Annotated in this window: 20 protein-coding genes; 12 read left to right on the plus strand and 8 right to left on the minus strand. The window is 62.5% G+C overall.

Translation table 11 applies throughout. The features are described from left to right. The first annotated feature begins 1 nt into the window (after position 1). From IVA81_RS31190 to IVA81_RS31205, 4 genes are all read left to right on the plus strand, one after another. Entirely contained in the window at positions 2 to 1,723 is a 1,722-nt protein-coding gene (locus IVA81_RS31190; protein WP_247325102.1) for a chemotaxis protein, read from the plus strand. Positions 1,724 to 1,873: 150 nt separating this feature from the next. Then, positions 1,874 to 2,320: a hypothetical protein gene (locus IVA81_RS31195; RefSeq protein WP_247325258.1), complete on the plus strand. Its 447-nt coding sequence runs from the start codon at positions 1,874 to 1,876 to the stop codon at positions 2,318 to 2,320. A 108-nt stretch (positions 2,321 to 2,428) separates the two neighbouring features. Continuing rightward, entirely contained in the window at positions 2,429 to 2,710 is a 282-nt protein-coding gene (locus IVA81_RS31200; RefSeq protein ID WP_247325105.1) for a hypothetical protein, read from the plus strand. A gap of 129 nt (positions 2,711 to 2,839) precedes the next feature. Further along, complete coding sequence (locus tag IVA81_RS31205; RefSeq protein ID WP_247325107.1) at positions 2,840 to 3,286, plus strand: CHRD domain-containing protein; 447 nt, start codon at positions 2,840 to 2,842, stop codon at positions 3,284 to 3,286. Positions 3,287 to 3,331: 45 nt separating this feature from the next. On the opposite strand, the gene IVA81_RS31210 is transcribed toward IVA81_RS31205, so the two are convergent. After that, entirely contained in the window at positions 3,332 to 3,697 is a 366-nt protein-coding gene (locus IVA81_RS31210; protein ID WP_247325259.1) for a VanZ family protein, read from the minus strand. Positions 3,698 to 3,857: 160 nt separating this feature from the next. Continuing rightward, positions 3,858 to 5,390 carry an EAL domain-containing protein gene (locus IVA81_RS31215; protein ID WP_247325142.1) on the minus strand — a complete coding sequence of 511 codons (1,533 nt, stop codon included), beginning with the start codon at positions 5,388 to 5,390 and terminating at the stop codon, positions 3,858 to 3,860. 652 nt (positions 5,391 to 6,042) lie between these two features. Between IVA81_RS31215 and IVA81_RS31220 the strand changes: the two genes are divergently transcribed. Further along, on the plus strand, positions 6,043 to 6,225 hold the full coding sequence (locus IVA81_RS31220) for a hypothetical protein (protein ID WP_247325144.1): 183 nt from the start codon (positions 6,043 to 6,045) through the stop codon (positions 6,223 to 6,225). A gap of 75 nt (positions 6,226 to 6,300) precedes the next feature. Here IVA81_RS31220 and IVA81_RS31225 read toward each other — a convergent pair whose 3' ends face one another. Then, positions 6,301 to 6,474 carry a hypothetical protein gene (locus tag IVA81_RS31225; protein ID WP_247325146.1) on the minus strand — a complete coding sequence of 58 codons (174 nt, stop codon included), beginning with the start codon at positions 6,472 to 6,474 and terminating at the stop codon, positions 6,301 to 6,303. A 1,042-nt stretch (positions 6,475 to 7,516) separates the two neighbouring features. On the opposite strand from IVA81_RS31225, the gene IVA81_RS31230 reads away from it, so the two are divergent. The 3 genes from IVA81_RS31230 to IVA81_RS31240 all read left to right on the plus strand — a co-directional run bounded on the left by IVA81_RS31230 (position 7,517) and on the right by IVA81_RS31240 (position 8,885). Beyond that, the gene (locus tag IVA81_RS31230; protein ID WP_247325148.1) at positions 7,517 to 7,807 is read left to right on the plus strand and encodes a hypothetical protein; all 291 of its coding nucleotides are present in this window, start codon (positions 7,517 to 7,519) and stop codon (positions 7,805 to 7,807) included. 42 nt (positions 7,808 to 7,849) lie between these two features. Next, on the plus strand, positions 7,850 to 8,266 hold the full coding sequence (locus tag IVA81_RS31235) for a hypothetical protein (RefSeq protein WP_247325149.1): 417 nt from the start codon (positions 7,850 to 7,852) through the stop codon (positions 8,264 to 8,266). Positions 8,267 to 8,609: 343 nt separating this feature from the next. Next, on the plus strand, positions 8,610 to 8,885 hold the full coding sequence (locus tag IVA81_RS31240) for a hypothetical protein (RefSeq protein ID WP_247325158.1): 276 nt from the start codon (positions 8,610 to 8,612) through the stop codon (positions 8,883 to 8,885). Positions 8,886 to 8,900: 15 nt separating this feature from the next. On the opposite strand, the gene IVA81_RS31245 is transcribed toward IVA81_RS31240, so the two are convergent. Next, complete coding sequence (locus IVA81_RS31245) at positions 8,901 to 10,103, minus strand: hypothetical protein (protein WP_247325171.1); 1,203 nt, start codon at positions 10,101 to 10,103, stop codon at positions 8,901 to 8,903. 183 nt (positions 10,104 to 10,286) lie between these two features. Here IVA81_RS31245 and IVA81_RS31250 point away from each other — a divergent pair, with 183 nt between their 5' ends. Beyond that, positions 10,287 to 10,532 carry a hypothetical protein gene (locus tag IVA81_RS31250; RefSeq protein WP_018317063.1) on the plus strand — a complete coding sequence of 82 codons (246 nt, stop codon included), beginning with the start codon at positions 10,287 to 10,289 and terminating at the stop codon, positions 10,530 to 10,532. A gap of 69 nt (positions 10,533 to 10,601) precedes the next feature. Then, a complete protein-coding gene (locus IVA81_RS31255; protein WP_247325173.1) occupies positions 10,602 to 10,841 on the plus strand; it encodes a hypothetical protein in 240 nt (79 codons plus the stop codon). Positions 10,842 to 10,958: 117 nt separating this feature from the next. Here the strand turns inward: IVA81_RS31255 and IVA81_RS31260 are convergent, their stop codons facing one another. Continuing rightward, entirely contained in the window at positions 10,959 to 11,336 is a 378-nt protein-coding gene (locus IVA81_RS31260; protein WP_018317064.1) for an Ig-like domain-containing protein, read from the minus strand. 283 nt (positions 11,337 to 11,619) lie between these two features. Here IVA81_RS31260 and IVA81_RS31265 point away from each other — a divergent pair, with 283 nt between their 5' ends. Beyond that, entirely contained in the window at positions 11,620 to 12,024 is a 405-nt protein-coding gene (locus tag IVA81_RS31265) for a hypothetical protein (RefSeq protein ID WP_247325175.1), read from the plus strand. Between the two features lie 3 nt (positions 12,025 to 12,027). Here IVA81_RS31265 and IVA81_RS31270 read toward each other — a convergent pair whose 3' ends face one another. Next, the gene (locus tag IVA81_RS31270) at positions 12,028 to 12,687 is read right to left on the minus strand and encodes a hypothetical protein (protein ID WP_247325176.1); all 660 of its coding nucleotides are present in this window, start codon (positions 12,685 to 12,687) and stop codon (positions 12,028 to 12,030) included. A 62-nt stretch (positions 12,688 to 12,749) separates the two neighbouring features. Further along, positions 12,750 to 13,487 carry a metallophosphoesterase family protein gene (locus IVA81_RS31275; RefSeq protein WP_247325179.1) on the minus strand — a complete coding sequence of 246 codons (738 nt, stop codon included), beginning with the start codon at positions 13,485 to 13,487 and terminating at the stop codon, positions 12,750 to 12,752. Between the two features lie 193 nt (positions 13,488 to 13,680). Between IVA81_RS31275 and IVA81_RS31280 the strand changes: the two genes are divergently transcribed. Next, positions 13,681 to 14,307, plus strand: coding sequence for a transglutaminase-like cysteine peptidase (locus tag IVA81_RS31280; RefSeq protein ID WP_247325180.1), 627 nt, complete (start codon positions 13,681 to 13,683; stop codon positions 14,305 to 14,307). Positions 14,308 to 14,318: 11 nt separating this feature from the next. Here IVA81_RS31280 and IVA81_RS31285 read toward each other — a convergent pair whose 3' ends face one another. Beyond that, positions 14,319 to 15,590, minus strand: a complete 1,272-nt coding sequence (locus IVA81_RS31285; protein WP_247325183.1) for a hypothetical protein — start codon at positions 15,588 to 15,590, stop codon at positions 14,319 to 14,321. Positions 15,591 to 15,662 lie beyond the last annotated feature (72 nt).

A 15,662-nucleotide genomic window follows, 5' to 3' on the forward strand; every position in this document is an offset into this window, starting at 1 on the left:
CATGTCTCTCGTTTCGGCAGACACGCTCACTGAGGCAACTACCGCGATCGAGGACGTCTCCTCGCGGATCGAGGACGTCTTCGCGCGCGTCGGTGGCGAGCTCGGACGTGGTCACCTCATCTTCAAGGAGCTGAACCAGGGTCTGGCGACGCTCTCGGGCGAGCTCTCCGGCGCGGAGATCGAGGGCGCTGCAACGGCGCTGCAGGAGATCGCCGCGCGGCTGAGCGAGCTGGCGCAGGCGCTGCCGGCGGAGAGCGCGCTCTTGGAGACGATCGGCAAGAGCACGGCAGAGGCGTCTTCGCTGCTCAAGCCGCTGTTCAAGCACATCCAGATGATCACCATCATCGCGCGCAGCGCGCGGATCGAGGCGGCCTCGCTCGACGGCGACCGCGAGGGCTTTCTCGCCTTCACCCAGGAAGCCTATGATCTCGGCAGGGCCGTGCAGCGCTCGATCGAAGGCTGCGCGCGGGACCAGCGGCGCCTGTCCGAGGCGGTCGCCACCGCCTCCGGCCGGCAGAAGGAGTTCGAGAGCCGTTATCGGGCCCAACTGATGTCGGAGAGCGACGAGCTCGGCGCGGCCTATTCCGGATTACGCGATCAGCGCAGCAAGAGCAGCCATCTGGCCGATCGCGCAAGTTCCAGCACCAGGAAGATCGCCGAGGCGGTCGGCAGCGCGATCATCTCGCTGCAGGCAGGCGACAGCACGCGGCAGCGTCTCGAACATGTGTCGCACGGCATCAAGCTTGCGTCGGAATTCGCGCCAAGCCTCGTCCCCGAACCGGTCGCGAGCGATGACGGCGTGCGTGCGATTTGCCAGTTGCAGGCAGCGCAGCTCAGGGACGCCCAGCGCGAGTTCGGCGGCGACGTCGGCCAGATCGTCGGCGCGCTCATCGCCATCCTGCGCGATGCGGGCAGCGTCGCCGGCCACGGCCGTACGCTGTTTGGCGGCGAGGAGGACGGCTCGTCGTCGTTCCTGACGCGCATCAAGCAGACACTGGCGCACGCGTCGACCCTGATCGGCACCTGCGAGAGTGCGGGCCGCGCGGTCGACGAGGCGCTCGCGATCGTCGAGGACACGCTGGCAAAATTTCGCCAGGCGATCGCCGGGCTTGCCGAGGCGACCGTCGACATCACGCTGATCGGAATGAATGCCGGCCTCAAGGCAAGCCATCTCGGCAGCCGCGGCAGTGCCTTCGTCGTCATCGCCAACGAGCTCAAGGCGACTGCCGACCAGGTCTCAGCGGGGGCCGGGCGTCTGAGGCCCGTGCTCGACGGCATCGAGCGCACCGCCAACGAGCTGAAGGATCTCCGCGTGCAGGGTGATCCCACGCAGCTCGCCAAGCTCGAGCCGCAGATCCTTCTGGCGCTGCGCGAGGTCGAGGCCGGCAATGAACGGCTCGGCAAGCTGATGAGCCGGCTCGTGGACGAAGGCGCGGAATTCGAGCGGCTGATGAATTCGGCCCAGGGCCTGATGACCGCGCTTGGCGAAAGCTCCGCGGCCTTGCCTGCGGTCGCGATGCGGCTCGAGACTGCGGGCGCGCAGCGGCTACAGGTGGAGGTGCAGGATCAGGCGATACTCGACGATCTCTTCGCGCGCTACACGATGGAGCGTGAGCGGGACGTTCATCGCAACGTCCTGCAAACACTCGGACTGGTGTCGATCGCCGCCGCGCGCCGGGTCGAGGCGGTCGAGACCGCGGACGACGGCATAGAATTGTTCTGACGGTGCCGCCGATGTCGCCTCGTGCGGCGACGGCAATTTGACGGGTTGGCTTTGCAGGGCGTTAACCGTGGCGGAATGCTCGCCGCATCGGTCATTGCCGCGCCCCAGAGTTGGTTGCAAATACCAGTGAATTTTACGGCGGATGTTTCCATCATGAGAGACGGCAAATACGCGGCCTGGTTCAGGACCCCGCGCGCCCAGGGCACGGGCGTCGTGCATCTGGCGGAAGGACGGATCTCCGGCAGCGACAGCTTCTTCACCTATGGCGGCTCCTATCGGTTCGATGACGAGCAGCGCTTCACGGCTGTCCTGACCACGCGGCGGTATGCCGACGGTCCGCCGACGGTGTTCGGGCTGGACGAGGTCCAGGTCAATCTCTCGGGCGTGTGCAACGGTGCGATGGCGACCTGCTCCGGAACGGCGAGGGAAGCGCCCGACGTGATGTTCGAGGTGACGCTGATCTACAGCCAGGAGGATGCGCCGGCTGTGGAAGCGCGAGGCGCCGTCGTGAAGCTCAATGACAAATTGCCCAAGGGCCTCGACAGCCGTTCGCGGCCGCGCCATTTCCCTGCACCTTCCAGGCCTCCCGTATCTTAGTCTTGCGTTGACGCTATCGCAGTGAAACGGGCTGCGACCGCGGCGCGGCAACGGTGCATTCAGGCGCGGAAAGTTAGGATGAGGCCGCTCTAAAGGACGGACGAGAACATGCCTCAGATCTGGATGACATACGACGAACTGGCGACCCTCAGCGGCTGCACGCCGGCAGAAGCCAGACTGCGGGCCCTCCATTTGTCGCTTGACCGCCGCAAGAGCCGCGACGGCGCAACGCGCGTCAAGCTCGACCTGGCGCTGACCGCCAAGTTCTTCGCATCAATCCGCGACGCGGATTTCGATCTCGACAGCGCCATCGAGGCGCTGCAGAGCACGCACAGGCAAATGGCCGAACTCCTGGCACCGACCGGGTTCCGTGAGCGCGGGGCAGCTTAGTCCGTTTCGCCTCGCACCCTCGGGCTGGCCGCTCAGCTTTTCGCGAATCAGGCATAGACTTGCACCGGAATTTCAAGCCGAGGCCGGGGTTTCAACCGCAACGGGCCCCGGAGCCCGTAGGAGAATGCCATGAGGAAAGCCAAGTATCGGGTCGGCGTGACGATGTTGGCAGCGGCGATGCTCGGCGGGCTGCTGATCGTCACAGCCACGCCGTCACGTGCGGAGGTCGTCAAGCTGCAGGCCGACCTCAAGGGCAGCAACGAAGTGCCTCCGAACAGCTCCTCCGGTTCAGGCAAGGCCGAGGCTGCGTTCGATACCCAGACGAAAGTCCTGACCTATACGGTCACGTATGCCGGTCTGACTGGTCCGGCGATGGGGGCTCATTTTCATGGTCCCGGTGAAGCGGGCAAGAACGCCGGCATCGCTTTGCCGTTCAAGACGGTTCAAAGCCCCATCCAGGGCAGCGCCACGCTCACGGACGCTCAGGCGGCGGATCTGCTAGCCGGGAAGTGGTACGCGAACATACATACCGCCGCGAACCCAGGCGGCGAGCTGCGCGGGCAGATGATGAAGTAACGGGCCATGTCCCGTGGCGCTGGAGAGATTTTCGGCGCCTGAGCTTCAGGTTGGCGGCCGGGGCAAGAAGGCCAGGATGGTCTGGGCGAGGATGACACCGACGGTGCCTCCCGCAGCCTTTTGCAGCACGTCCAGGAAACCCGGATCACGATCGGGGGTCAGCATTTGCAGGACTTCCAACCCCATGGCGACTGCAAGGACAAGCGAGCAGGCCAAAGTGAGCCGGCCGGGCAACAGAAAGGCCAGGAGAAAGCCCAACAGGCCATAGGCGCTGAAGCGCTCGATCACCACGATCCAGTAGGCCTCGTGATGCCCCATGAGCGCCGGCCTTCCCGCCAGCCTTGCCAAGGTGGCATAGGCGATGAGGGCGAGGCAGATTCCCGCGGCTGCGATGAGGTGATTTCGACGCATGGCCCACCATAGCCACTTGGGTGCCATTCCGCTTCGAAAGACGAGAATATCGTTAAAACGCCTAGTCGCTCTAGGCGCGGATTGTCCAAAACGTGGCCGCGATCGGGGCCCGGGAGGGCGCTCCGTCAGGGAGCAAAGGGATGCCGTCCAGCGGAGATGGTCAGGCTACCCGGACATCGCCAGCCGGCGCCGGGCATGCGGAGCGGCGGCGTGAATCGAGGAGCTCGCTGAATTTCGCAAACGGGAGCGGTGCGGCGACGAGATAGCCCTGTCCTTCCTCGACGCCGGACGCGATCAAGGCGCGGCGCTGCTCCTCAGTCTCGATTCCTTCCGCGACCACCGTCATTCGGAAGTCCTTGGCGAGCGCGACCAACATCTCGACGATCGTCGTGGTCGATGCATCCACGGTGATGGTGTCGACGAAGAACTTGTCGATCTTGATCGTGTTGGCGCCGAGCCCTTTCAGCCGCGACAGCCCACTATGGCCAACGCCGACGTCGTCGATGGCGACGCGGAAGCCATGGTCACGCAGCTCGGCCACGATTGCTGCGGCGCGCGCGAGATCGTCGAGCTCGTCGCGCTCGGTGACTTCGACCACGATCTGGCGTGCGGAGACTCTGGCCGTCAGAACCGTGCGACGCAGCGTTTCAACGAAGCCGGCACTCAGCAGGTGCTTGGGCACGACGTTCAGGGACATCTTGAAGGTCTTGTCCGCCCTCAGGACGGGACGCAGGTCGGAGAGCGCCGATCTCAGGATGTGCCAGGTCATCACCTGGATGCGCCCGCTGGATTCGGCCAGCGGAATGAAGTTCATCGGCGGCACCACCGAGCCGTCCCGACGAACCCAGCGCGCCAGAATCTCGCAGCCCGTGATCTTGCCTGTCCTGAGGTCGAAGATGGGTTGGTAGTACGGTTTGAATTCGCGGGCCGCTAACCCGCGATCGAGATCGGCGACCGGCCCTTCCATCCGGCGGCTGCGTGCCAGCAGGATGCCGAAGAGGACACCAAGTCCAAGGGACACTGCGAGCGCCGGCCAATAAGCCTCGCTGTTCCAGTTCGAAAGGACCGCCTGTTCGAGCCGGATCGTGGCATGAAGCGGGAAGCGCGTGGAATGCCTGTCGAAACTGATCGGCCCTAGCAGGGGCCTGTCGGCATCAAGCCGGAAATCGCCGAGCTTCGCGCCATTGCTCAAGGCGAGGATGACCTCGCTGTGCGCGCGCAGCTCGGCGGGCATAAGATCGAACAGGTTGGCATTGATGCCGACGATCGCGACCAGGGCGGAGCTGCGATTGACGTCCCTGAGCACGCCCAATGCGTCGCCGCCGAATTGCTCCACGCGGAACAGCGAGAGCTCCTTGTCGTGCGAGGACAGCATGTCGTGGCGACCTGCCCATCCCTTGTCGAACTCGAGCGTCTCGGAATAGGCCGAGCAGATCACCGATCCGTCCGGATTGACGAGACGGACGTCCTTGATGGCCGAGCGCTGGTAGACGTGGAGCCGGATGGCTTGCAGCGCGGCCGGTGCGCAGCTGGCAAGATCACGCTTCGCGAGCTCGTCCAGGCTGGCCGCGGCGAAATCGACCGCAAGTTCGGAGCGGCGCAGAACGACCTCGGTCAGCTCGTTGAGCTGATGCGCCTGCTGGTGGCGAATGAAGGCCTCTGCCGCCAAATGGCCCGCCAGGGCGAACGCCATCGTGCTCGCAAGCACGAGCGCCACAAACGGAAGGTTCGGTCGCTGGTGTCTCATCCGGTCCGGGCGGAATTCAGGAGAGGCTTGGTGACTGATCTTGGGAACTGATCTTCGGAATTGATCCTAGCCAGCGGGGGCTAAGATAGGGTTTAACGGGCGGACCGGTCCGGAAGGGCTACCGAGTGGTTGCCTGACCAATGGTCGCGCGGCCCGAGCATGGAAAGTTGAGCAGTATGATCAGGACGTTAAGCCTCCTCCTCCTGTCGTTGGTCGTCGGAAGCTCCGTGGCCTCCGCGCAGGGAACCAAAGACCAGCCATCGGGCACTCAGCCCACCTCCCGCAGCGGCACGGCGACGAATTCCGGCTCGGACAGCATGGGTGGAGCTTTCAAGGGAACGGGGACACCCAATTACGGAACCAGCCCCGGGATGGGCTCCCAGAAGAAGACGCGCAACTAAAGCCTGATCTAGAAAAGTGCGCAGCGGTTTTCCGAAAAGACTGTGCTTGAACAACAATCTAACGCGCGATGACGATTCATCCTCATCGCATCGCGCTTTAGCTGAACGAGCGAACGGTCTGCTGGATGCTCGACCTATGCTCACCGACTGACGCGATGGCGGAGGGGAATTGCCTCTGCAGAGGATAGGTTGGTCCTATGGACGTGGGGCGCGGCGGGATGGCGGGTGGCCCGCAGCCGAAGCACCACGAAAGCGATGTTGATCGCCAGCCAAACCAGCATTGCGGAAATGACAAAATGGACCACGGCCAGACCTCGCGGCAAAGTCTGGATCAACATCTCGTGGTTGCTTTGGTTCCGTTCTGCAAGACGAAAAGCTGAAGGGGGTTCGGAGGGAAGTGTTGCCGCCATGGCGGACAAAGAAAGCTGTCATCCGCGACGAGCAGTTTTCCGAGACTAGCTCTTCTTGCCAATCTTCGACTTCAGCGAAAGGCCAAGCCGCAAGGCCATGCGCTTGATCGCATCAGGCGAGCGTCCGAGAACTTTTGCCGCCTCTTCCAGCGAAGCCGAAGACTTGGCCAACTCCATGAGCCGGCGGTCTTCCTTAAACGACCAGGGCTTGCGCGCCATAACCGAAATAATCCTCTCGTCGACACAACGACAAAGCCGCCAAGCGACCCATGTTCGCTCGACGGCTTCGCTTGGGTGGGGCCAGGCTTGGGGAGCCCGGTGCGAAGATGGATATGCGATCGGTTAGACTTCGCAACAAACAACGCGGATTAAGCTAACTGCTCAACCTTACCGCGATGAAATCGCCGCGCGACGCTCCGTATAACCACGGTGTTTTCGCGCGAGCGTGATGAGATGAGGCTTGATCGCTGTAATGACGAAGGGGCACTCCCTCTCGCTTGTGGGAGAGGTGAACGAGCCGCGGCAATCAGGCGCGCCATGAGCAGCCGCGCCGGTCACGGTTGGGAGCGCCAAATGAACGAGGGTTCATGGTGTCGGCTCCTCGAGTTCTGGTAAAGAGAACCAGCGCCTCTTTCCGCGCCTTGTGCCCTCGCGCGCCGACCAATCTTCAAGCACCACGTTGCACAAACTTCATCTTCGTCTGACAAAAGTTTCAGCGGTACCGATCTTGAAGTCGACACAACGAAAAGATGAAATGAGCGCGGGAGGAACGTTCCGGCAAACGTGGGAACATTCCAGATGTTGGCTTTTTTGGTTTTGATTTCGATTTTCGCAGCAGGCTTTTGCTGCGGCTATGGCGTAAGGGCGTGGCGCTCGCGGAAGCGATCGGCGCGATATCGTCTTTACGCACCCTATACCCCCGCCGCGATGGAGCCCGGCCGAACCCAGCGACCGTCGTAATCGTAGAACTGCACGCGCCGCTCCAACTCAATGGCCGCGCCGAAATCGAAATAACCATGTGTGGTTAGGTTAACTCGTCGCCGTCCTTGAGCGCCTTGGAAAGGCAGCCTAAGACGGATCAGTTTATTGCGAGCGTTGGGCCGCCCAATTTTTCGGGCGCGCAGGTGGGTATAGATGACGTATCTCATTGCGTTGTTGGGCGCGACGACTTGCGCCCTCATTTTGATTGCGTTTGTTTGCACCTATGGCCGGCATCTGAAAGATCTTCCGGGCCCTTGGATCATGAACGAGGGTCATTCAAATGATTGATCAACGGCACAACGCGCCCCGCAGGTATTTCGTTGACGCGCAAGGGCATCGTGTTCTGATCGGCCTTTCGCTGGAGGAGACGGCGGAATTCGAAGCGCTGGATGTTGCCGCGACAGAGGCGCCGCAAATCGTGACCGAAACCGGCATGGGCAAGCGAGCCGCCGCGGTTGACGACGTTCGATGGCTGGAGCTCTATTCCAAGCACGAAAGAGCCTGGCGGGTGTGGATCGCACGAAGCCAAGCGGAGCGGACCCAGGATTTAGGCTTTGTTAACTATGTCTGACCGATGGTAGCGGCTTAGATCTCGAAAATGGGGATGGCCCACATGTTTCAGCTATTCCTGAGAGCACGCGCGCACAACCTGCTCGGCTCCCGCCGAGAGGACAAGGGCTTCAAAGCCCGCTCCGTCGAGCGTGATGCGGAGACTGACCGCGCGAGGATCGGCGCCGTCCTCGCGGCAATCGAAACAGCATTGCAGGATGCCGAGAGGGAGCAGGCCGGCCTCAACCGGCGTGTTGACGATGCCCTCGCGCGTGCATCCGTCACCTTCGGAAACGGCACCGATGAATATCTCGAGCGGGAGCCGCTCGACAATCATCATCAGGATCTTTTTGCAGCCGACATCTCCAATGGCCAGCGCCGGCTCAAGGAATTGGCAAGCAGCATTGCTCACTTGAAGTTCGTCAAGACCGCAATGCTGACGCGCTTTCCGGATTTCAAGCCGCCGCAGCTCAACAGCTAGAGCGGATTGGCTTGAGGTAGAATCGATTGCCGCGGGTTGTTCACCTCTCCCGCTTGCGGGAGAGGTCGGCGCGTCCCGGGCGATGCGAAGCATCGTCCCGCGCGCCGGGTGAGGGCTTTCTCGTCTTGGGGACTATCCCATTGAGGATACACCCTCTCCCCAACCCTCTCCCGCAAGCGGGAGAGGGAGTGCACCTCTGTCGTTGCCGCGATCTAGCTTCATGCGATAGCCCTGCGGCACGCGGGGGCGACCGCGCGGCAATTCGGCACCGCTTTGCCGTTTGGTGCTTCGATCCTTTTTGCTATGGTTCCGGCAACTATTCCCGGATTGAAGGAGCAAAGAGGTGCCGGTCAAAAATTTGCGGACATTGGTTGGGTTGGCAGCTGCTTTGATACTGGCTGTGCCGGCAACGGCTTCAGCCATCACGGTCGAAGTGGCACGCGCATGCGAAGCGGCGGTGGCGAAGGCCTTTCCGCCCAGGCAAATCGGCAACCCGGCGGCCGGTAGCGCCAAGGGAACGGCCAAGGATCAGCGCGAATACTTCAAAAAATGCGTCGCGAACAACGGCAAGGTCGACGACGCGCCGGCGGAGGCGAAGGACAGCAAGCCCGCCAAATAGGACATCGGGGCTCGGCTAGCGTCGGGGCGGCGGACAGGGCGAGTAGAACGCGCCGTTCGCCGCGTTGATGCGTTCGACGCATTGATTGGGATCGGTGATCGTTCCGGCCACCGTGAAGTCGTAGCCCATGCCCTTGACCACCACGATGTAACGACCAGGAGCGAGCGTAAAGCCGTCTTGCTCTGGTTGAAGCAATAGCATCCTCGACTGATCGTCGATCGGGCCTACCTTGTAAGGGTAGGACATGCTGCGGATGACCCAGGAATCGCCGGCGCTGACCATGGCCGCTTTCCCCGTGGCATCGACGCCCATCGCGCGGGAGACTTTCGCAATCACCCGAACTTCGGTCCCGCTTGCATCGACACCCCCATCGGGCCTGAACACGATGAATTTGACGTCGCCGTCCGCCAATGTCGTCGCGCTCGGCGTGCTGATGGCTGCCGAGATCGCGACGCGGCGGTCCGGAATCTTGCCCGGCACCGACTTGAGCTCATGGAGCTGGCCCTCGCTCAGGGCATAGACGCCAAACGTCGTCGGCAGGGGCATCGATGGTTGTGCAGGTTGCGCCGGCTCTTTCTGGCTATCGGGCGTCCGTTCAGCAGTCTCGCCCACCGCGGGAGGCGGGCTGGCGATCGGCTGGGTTTCCGGGCTGTTCGGTGCTCGCTGCGGCGGCCGCGCCATCTGCGTCAATGCGGTCAATTGTGTCTTCAGTTTAGGCCAATAGACAGCCACGGTCGCGGCCCCGCCAATGAGCAGGAGGATGGCGGTCAATCGAACCAGAGATTTGAAGACGCCCCTCCGTTTGGGTTGGTCGAGCGCGGCTGGACGGCGCGGTGCTCCCGTGTCCTTCGGAGTGGGCGGCAAAGCCGAAACCGGTGGCGACATCGGAACGGGTGGGGGAGTGGGAGCTGTTGGGGGGACCGGAGCGGCGCTTGCCGCGACGAGTTCTTGCGGTTCCGACGCGGCGCTGCGCTCGAAGGAACGCTCGACCTCCTTGATGGCACGTTCGAGAACTTGCTGAAGCTCGCGAGATTCCCGCACATCGGCGTGCGTGAATTGCTCCAGAAGCTTGACGCGCGCGAGCTCGTAGACGATCTCCCGCATCTGCCGGGGATCGTCGGATACGGCGCGGATTCGGCTCGACAGGAGACGGATAAACCCGGCTTTGATCTGTTGCGTCGAGGGAGCGTTGGCCGCAGTTTCACCGGAGTCGGTCATCAAGGCCGATCAAGTAGCCCGAATGAGGCTGTTTCGCTAGGTTTTTTCGCTTGAAACGTCTCCACCGAGCCAGCTTCCCCTGTCATTGCCGGGCCTGCCAAAGCTCCGCGGTGTTTCGAAGGTGCTTGCTTTTAGAGGAAAACCTGTGACATTTCGCCAAGCTCCTCATTCTGGTGTTCGACCATGCGCGGCGTTCTAGCAGTCCTCTCGGTTTTGACGTTCCTGGCTTCGCCTGCCGTTGCACAAGGGATCAAGGATCAGGCCAACACCACGAGCTCCAGCATCATCACCACGCCGACCAAGAAGGCGCAAACCAATCAGACGGCCTCGCGGCCGACCGCCGTTCGGAACCTCTCGGGCAGGCTGCCCGCTGGGAAGTCGGCTCAGGGCGTCTGGCGCGATGGCAAGCTAGTCGCCGTTCCCCGCTGAGGCCGCCACCCAACTAACCGTGAAGGAACGGTGATCGCCTCCCTGACGTTCTTGCTCGGGAGATAATTCATGAAACGACCAGTCCTGATCGCAATTGCGTTGCTTGTGCCTGCCGCCGCCTGGGGCCAGGGCGTCAACGATCCGTCGACGCCCAACCGCAACGTGATCATTGTCAATCCGTCGCAGCCGTCGGGCAGCACGGCCACGCCGAATTACCCGAGCCGGATCCAGGCGCCACTGACCCGCGGCGGGCGAGCTATACCCTATTACGGAAACAGAACCCGGGGCAGTGCCTCAAGTAGGCGGTAGGTGTGCCGCCGGCTGGCCTAAGAGAACATCGCGAACATCAGCCGTTCGGCCGCCGTGCCCGATTTTCGGTAAATAACGGAACGCTACTGTCCCCTAAGAGAGCGGCGTCTTGGCGAGCTATTGAGGATTGACCTCGACCTCTAGGGTCGATGTCCCTGCACCGTGAAGCTTTTTACCCGAGATCAGAAGGGTGAATTTATCGGGACCTTGCTTGTCGGCTGCTGCCAGATAGCGGAAGCCGGACCCGACCACGGTCAATTGTCCCCTTGATGGTCCGCTCACGACCGATACCTTGAAGATCTGCATGTACGACCAACGCAGGCCCTGGATGCAGTCGGATCCAGGCTGGATGGTCAGCGTCCACGTCACTGTGTCTCCCGACAGTTCGAACGGCGTCCGTTCCTTGATGCAGAGCGGACTGGCGTGAGCCGCCATGACTAGCGCAGCGGAAGCTGCGATGCAGGCAGCTAGCAGCAACAAGGGTTTTTGAGGCATGCGACGGCAGCTCCACGCGCCATTCCCGAAGAGAATATCAGCGAGCTAACGAGGTCTTCGACTCCTCGGGCTCGCCAGGTGCTCGTCAACTTCGTGCCAGACGAGGTTGCAAGCTAAAGCGCAAAGCTTGCCTGCGAATTCGCTTTCTTGCAATTGGCAAAGGTAAAGATTGATGAGCCGGGCATAAGGGGTTTCCGGCCAATGGTCGTCCTTATGCTCTGTCTTTGGAGTTATCAGCGTGCGAACCGCTCGACGTGACCATTCGCTAGATGACGGAAGGCGGTTGGGGACGCTGTCTCGAGCTGTCGTTTCCCTTGCCGCTGCCCTCGGCTTTGGTCTCGCCTACCCTTGCTTCTGTCTTGCTCAGGCCGATCCGGAGCCCTCGCTCAGCGACTATCTTCCACCAAGCGAGCCAGAAGTAACGCGCGACGAATGGCGGCAGCGGATCGAGGACGCTCGGCGCCGCGCCAAGGAAGCTTCGCGCGAGCGGCGGGAGCATCCCGAGCTCTACAAGCCGATTCCGGAAGATCCGGACCTTGTCGCGACCGAACGCCTTCTCCGCGACGATAGCCTGCAGCGAGGCGATATCGTCACGACCAAGAAGGGCATGTTCGTCTATCAGGGGCGATCCGACCAACCGCGTCGCGATCAGGACTTCGTGCCGGTCAACCCGAAATCGGTGCGCTGAAATTCAGTAGCGCCGCAAGATCTCGTTGAATTTGGGATCGGTCACTTTCGTGGTGTCGAGCAGCAGCGCCTTGCCTTGCGGAGTTGCCTGCACATAGGCCGCGATCAGCAGCGGCTCGTAACGCGAGCGATTGGCAAACGCCGAGCGGATGTCGGATTGCGCCAGCAGCTTGATCTCCTCGTCCGTGGCGGCTGCGCTCGAGGTCACGGTCTGGACGCGAGCGAAGGCAACGTCGATCGGCACCGATCCGGTCAGGTAGGACATCTTCACCGCAGGCGTTGCCGTTTCGCCGGACTGGACCTGCAGCGTGCCGAGCGTGAGCCAGAGTGCGGGCCTGATCGGCGAGACTTTCAAGGCTGCGACGAGGGCGGCTTGGGCGGCCTTGTTCTCGCTGGCCCTTCCGCCCGCTTCGGCTGAAGGGCGGTGAAGAACGTCAGCGGCCATTGCCGCCGCGTAATTCGCGAGCAGATCCCCCTCTAGCGACAACGATGCCAAAACACCGCCGGCCAGCTTGGCCTTGTCGGGTGGAATCTCGCCAGAGAACAAATCGCTCGCGCGGAAGTTCGGTCGTATGAGATCGCCGTAGAATTCCATGCCGGCATGAAGCGCCAGCACGATCGCAGTTGAGATGCCGATGACGCGAAGCAGGATCATGCGGTTCATGTTGAAATCGGCGAGGCCTGTGAGGGCGGAGCGAACGCGGGATTGAAAGGAAAGTTGGGACCTTAAATGGCCATCAGACTATCGCCTTGGATCGTCAACAGCGTCAAGTTTCCGGTCGCATAGGCACCGGTGTCGATGTTGATGCGGTTCGGGCGAATATCGGGCACGCTGACGGGCGTATGACCGTGGACGATATATTTCCCGAAGCGCTCCTCGGAGGCGAGGAATTCCTCGCGGATCCAGAGCAGGTCCTCATCCTTCTGGCGCTCGAGCGCGACACCAGGCTTGACGCCGGCATGGACGAAGAAGAAGTCGCCGCAGGTAAAGGACGAGGGCAATTGCTGCAGGAAGGCGAGGTGCTCGGGCGGCAGCGCGCGCTTCAGTCCTTCGATCAGCTCGACCTGTTGCTCTGCGGACGGATTCATCGTCGGCGTGACGCCGTAGGAGACCAGCGTCAACAGGCCGCCATAGTGGCGCCACTCCTGCAGGCGGGCGGGGTCTTTGAGCACCTCGAGCAGGAAGACCTCGTGGTTGCCCTTGAGGCAAACCGTCTCATGCGTCTTTGAGCGCGCGATCAACAGATCAAGAACGGCGCGTGAGTCCGGGCCGCGGTCGACATAGTCCCCGAGAAAGACCTGAATGGCCCGCCCGGGAGCGGAGCGGGCCAGATCGGCGTCGATCACGGTTAACAGCGATTGAAGCAAATCGGCGCGGCCGTGCACGTCGCCGATGGCATAGACGCGAACGCCGTCGGGAAGCCGCGGCTTGGTCTTCTTTCGAAAGCGTCTGGAAAGGCCCATCAGGTCGGTCGAATCGCTGCTAGCGTCACGCGCGGAACGTCGTGACCGCTCTTAGCAGAACAAGTCACACATCGGTATTCTTAATTGTTTCCGACCGATGAGCCCGCATTTTGATTAAAGGATCGCGCGGCCTTTGAGCCGTATTTCAAGACGTCTCACGTAGCGTCTCCTCAACAAGAACGGGGAGCGCGACATGCGCAAAGTTGTAAAGTTCCTGGCGGCCGTGGCCGCCATCGTCGTTGCTGCAGGGGTGCAGCAGCGCGCTGAAGCCGCTTTCGTCGGTGCGCCCTTGGGGCTGCGCGGTGCGATCCAGTACATCAAGTTCGACCAGCCGACGCTGGCTCCGATGGCGTTCACGCTGTTCTGCCTGAAGTACAAGGACGAGTGCAAGCCGCGGCCGCAGCACATCGTGTTCAGGGGCGGGCGCCTGAAGCTTACGGCGGAGCGGCTGGCGCAGATGCAAGAGGTCAACCAGAAGATCAATACCGCCATCCGTCCCGAGGCCAATTTGGAAGGGCTGCGGGGCGAGAAATGGCTGCTGCATCCGACCAGTGGCGACTGCAACGATTACGCTGTGACAAAACGCCACGAACTGATCGCCAAGGGCTTTCCGGCGCGCTCGGTGCTGCTCAGCGAGGTCGTGACCACCTGGGGCGAGCATCATCTCGTCGTCGTGGTGCGCACCTTCGCCGGCGATCTCGTGCTGGACAATCTCTCCGGCCACATCCTGCCGTGGTCGAAGAAGCCCTATCGCTGGGTCCGCATTCAGTCGCCCAAGAACCCGAACTATTGGGCCTCACTCGGCGATCGCGCGGTCTGATCACCCGCGCTCTATCGTGATCCGGATTGGCTGACGCTCTGCGACAACCCCAGTCCCACGATCACCGCAAGGCACAGGATTGCTGCCGGCCGCAGCAATCCGGGCCCGGCCAAGCTCTGAACTAGCGCAAACAAAACACAGGCTGCGGCGGCCGCAGGGAAGAACGAGTCGCGTCCGCGCTGCAAGGCGCCGAAGAACAGGCGCACCAGAACGATCGAGCTCACCGCCAGCGCGGCAGCCAGGGCGATCCATCCCATGCAAGCAAAGACCGCCGTGGCTGTCGACGGCGCGGTCAAAGCGGCTCCGACATCGCTCTGGTAGATCCGGCCCACCGCAGCAAAGGTCCCGGCGCCCGCGCCGAACCAGCGCGTATCGGTCAACATGCGCTCCAGCGCGGCCCGCGTTTCGGCCCCCACATCCGGGACGAGCCGCAAGAGGACCGGTCCGGAGCCTTTTTCGAACAGGAAGGACAGGACGATCGCAGCCCCGATCAAGGCGGCGGCAGACAACGCGCCCGCTGCGAGCGGCGATAGATCGAGCCTGCGAATGACGAGGATCAGCAGGATCAGCACAATGCCAAAGGCCGCGGCGATCGCGCTGTTCGTGCCAGACAGGCCGAACACCGCAAGCGCGCTTGCCAGCGCGCCCATAAGCCCGCAAAGGCCGATCGCCACCGAGCGAAGGACGGAGTGATGCGTCTCGGCCCGTTCGGCAGCGAGTTGCATCACTGCCAGATTGAGCATGAGGCCGAGGCCGGCCATGGTTGCCGTGAGATCAGCGGGAACGGTCGCCGCAACCGCCGGCGACAGCCGATGCAGGTCCAACATCAAGGCGGAGACCGCGGTTACGCCGCTCAGCACAAAGAGAACCAGCTCGGCACGGCTGCGGTTGCGGACCACCAGGATGGTGACGCCGAGCAACGAGATCGCCGCAAGCGCCAGCAGCAGCGCGCCGACGGTCAAGCCGATATCGGCCGTGATCGGTCCGAACGGCAGGCCACCTATGGCATCGTGCGTGCTGGCCCAGATCGGATGGGCAAAGCTCAGTGGAAGAGGGGCGAGCTGGGCCGCGATGAAAAGCGGAATGGCGATCGGGATCCAGCGGCCCCAGGAGGTCGCGCGAACATAGTGCTCGTAATCGGCTTTTCGCGCGCTCGCAGTGGCCGCCAACAGGCTTAGCGCAACGGCCATCGTCCCGAGCTGTGCACCGAACTTGGCGCCGGCGATTTCGAGAGTGGAAGCGGAGACGATGGAAACGATGAGGGCAAAATAAGCGAGGGACAAACGGCGCGCTCGAAGGGAATCCTGAAACGGTCAGGTCACCATACAAGCGAGCGGGTGGTTTTCAAACAGAGG

It is taken from the genome of Bradyrhizobium sp. 141 (genome assembly GCF_023074055.1).
In the GTDB taxonomy this organism is placed as follows: domain Bacteria; phylum Pseudomonadota; class Alphaproteobacteria; order Rhizobiales; family Xanthobacteraceae; genus Bradyrhizobium.

Coding starts and splice junctions, on each gene's coding strand:
- IVA81_RS31190 (WP_247325102.1), top strand. CDS start 2: ATGTCTCTCGTTTCGGCAGACACGCTCACTGAGGCAACTACCGCGATC.
- IVA81_RS31200 (WP_247325105.1), top strand. CDS start 2,429: ATGCCTCAGATCTGGATGACATACGACGAACTGGCGACCCTCAGCGGC.
- IVA81_RS31205 (WP_247325107.1), top strand. CDS start 2,840: ATGAGGAAAGCCAAGTATCGGGTCGGCGTGACGATGTTGGCAGCGGCG.
- IVA81_RS31210 (WP_247325259.1), bottom strand. CDS start 3,697: ATGCGTCGAAATCACCTCATCGCAGCCGCGGGAATCTGCCTCGCCCTC.
- IVA81_RS31215 (WP_247325142.1), bottom strand. CDS start 5,390: ATGGCGTTCGCCCTGGCGGGCCATTTGGCGGCAGAGGCCTTCATTCGC.
- IVA81_RS31220 (WP_247325144.1), top strand. CDS start 6,043: ATGGACGTGGGGCGCGGCGGGATGGCGGGTGGCCCGCAGCCGAAGCAC.
- IVA81_RS31225 (WP_247325146.1), bottom strand. CDS start 6,474: ATGGCGCGCAAGCCCTGGTCGTTTAAGGAAGACCGCCGGCTCATGGAG.
- IVA81_RS31230 (WP_247325148.1), top strand. CDS start 7,517: ATGATTGATCAACGGCACAACGCGCCCCGCAGGTATTTCGTTGACGCG.
- IVA81_RS31235 (WP_247325149.1), top strand. CDS start 7,850: ATGTTTCAGCTATTCCTGAGAGCACGCGCGCACAACCTGCTCGGCTCC.
- IVA81_RS31245 (WP_247325171.1), bottom strand. CDS start 10,103: ATGACCGACTCCGGTGAAACTGCGGCCAACGCTCCCTCGACGCAACAG.
- IVA81_RS31250 (WP_018317063.1), top strand. CDS start 10,287: ATGCGCGGCGTTCTAGCAGTCCTCTCGGTTTTGACGTTCCTGGCTTCG.
- IVA81_RS31255 (WP_247325173.1), top strand. CDS start 10,602: ATGAAACGACCAGTCCTGATCGCAATTGCGTTGCTTGTGCCTGCCGCC.
- IVA81_RS31260 (WP_018317064.1), bottom strand. CDS start 11,336: ATGCCTCAAAAACCCTTGTTGCTGCTAGCTGCCTGCATCGCAGCTTCC.
- IVA81_RS31270 (WP_247325176.1), bottom strand. CDS start 12,687: ATGAACCGCATGATCCTGCTTCGCGTCATCGGCATCTCAACTGCGATC.
- IVA81_RS31275 (WP_247325179.1), bottom strand. CDS start 13,487: ATGGGCCTTTCCAGACGCTTTCGAAAGAAGACCAAGCCGCGGCTTCCC.
- IVA81_RS31280 (WP_247325180.1), top strand. CDS start 13,681: ATGCGCAAAGTTGTAAAGTTCCTGGCGGCCGTGGCCGCCATCGTCGTT.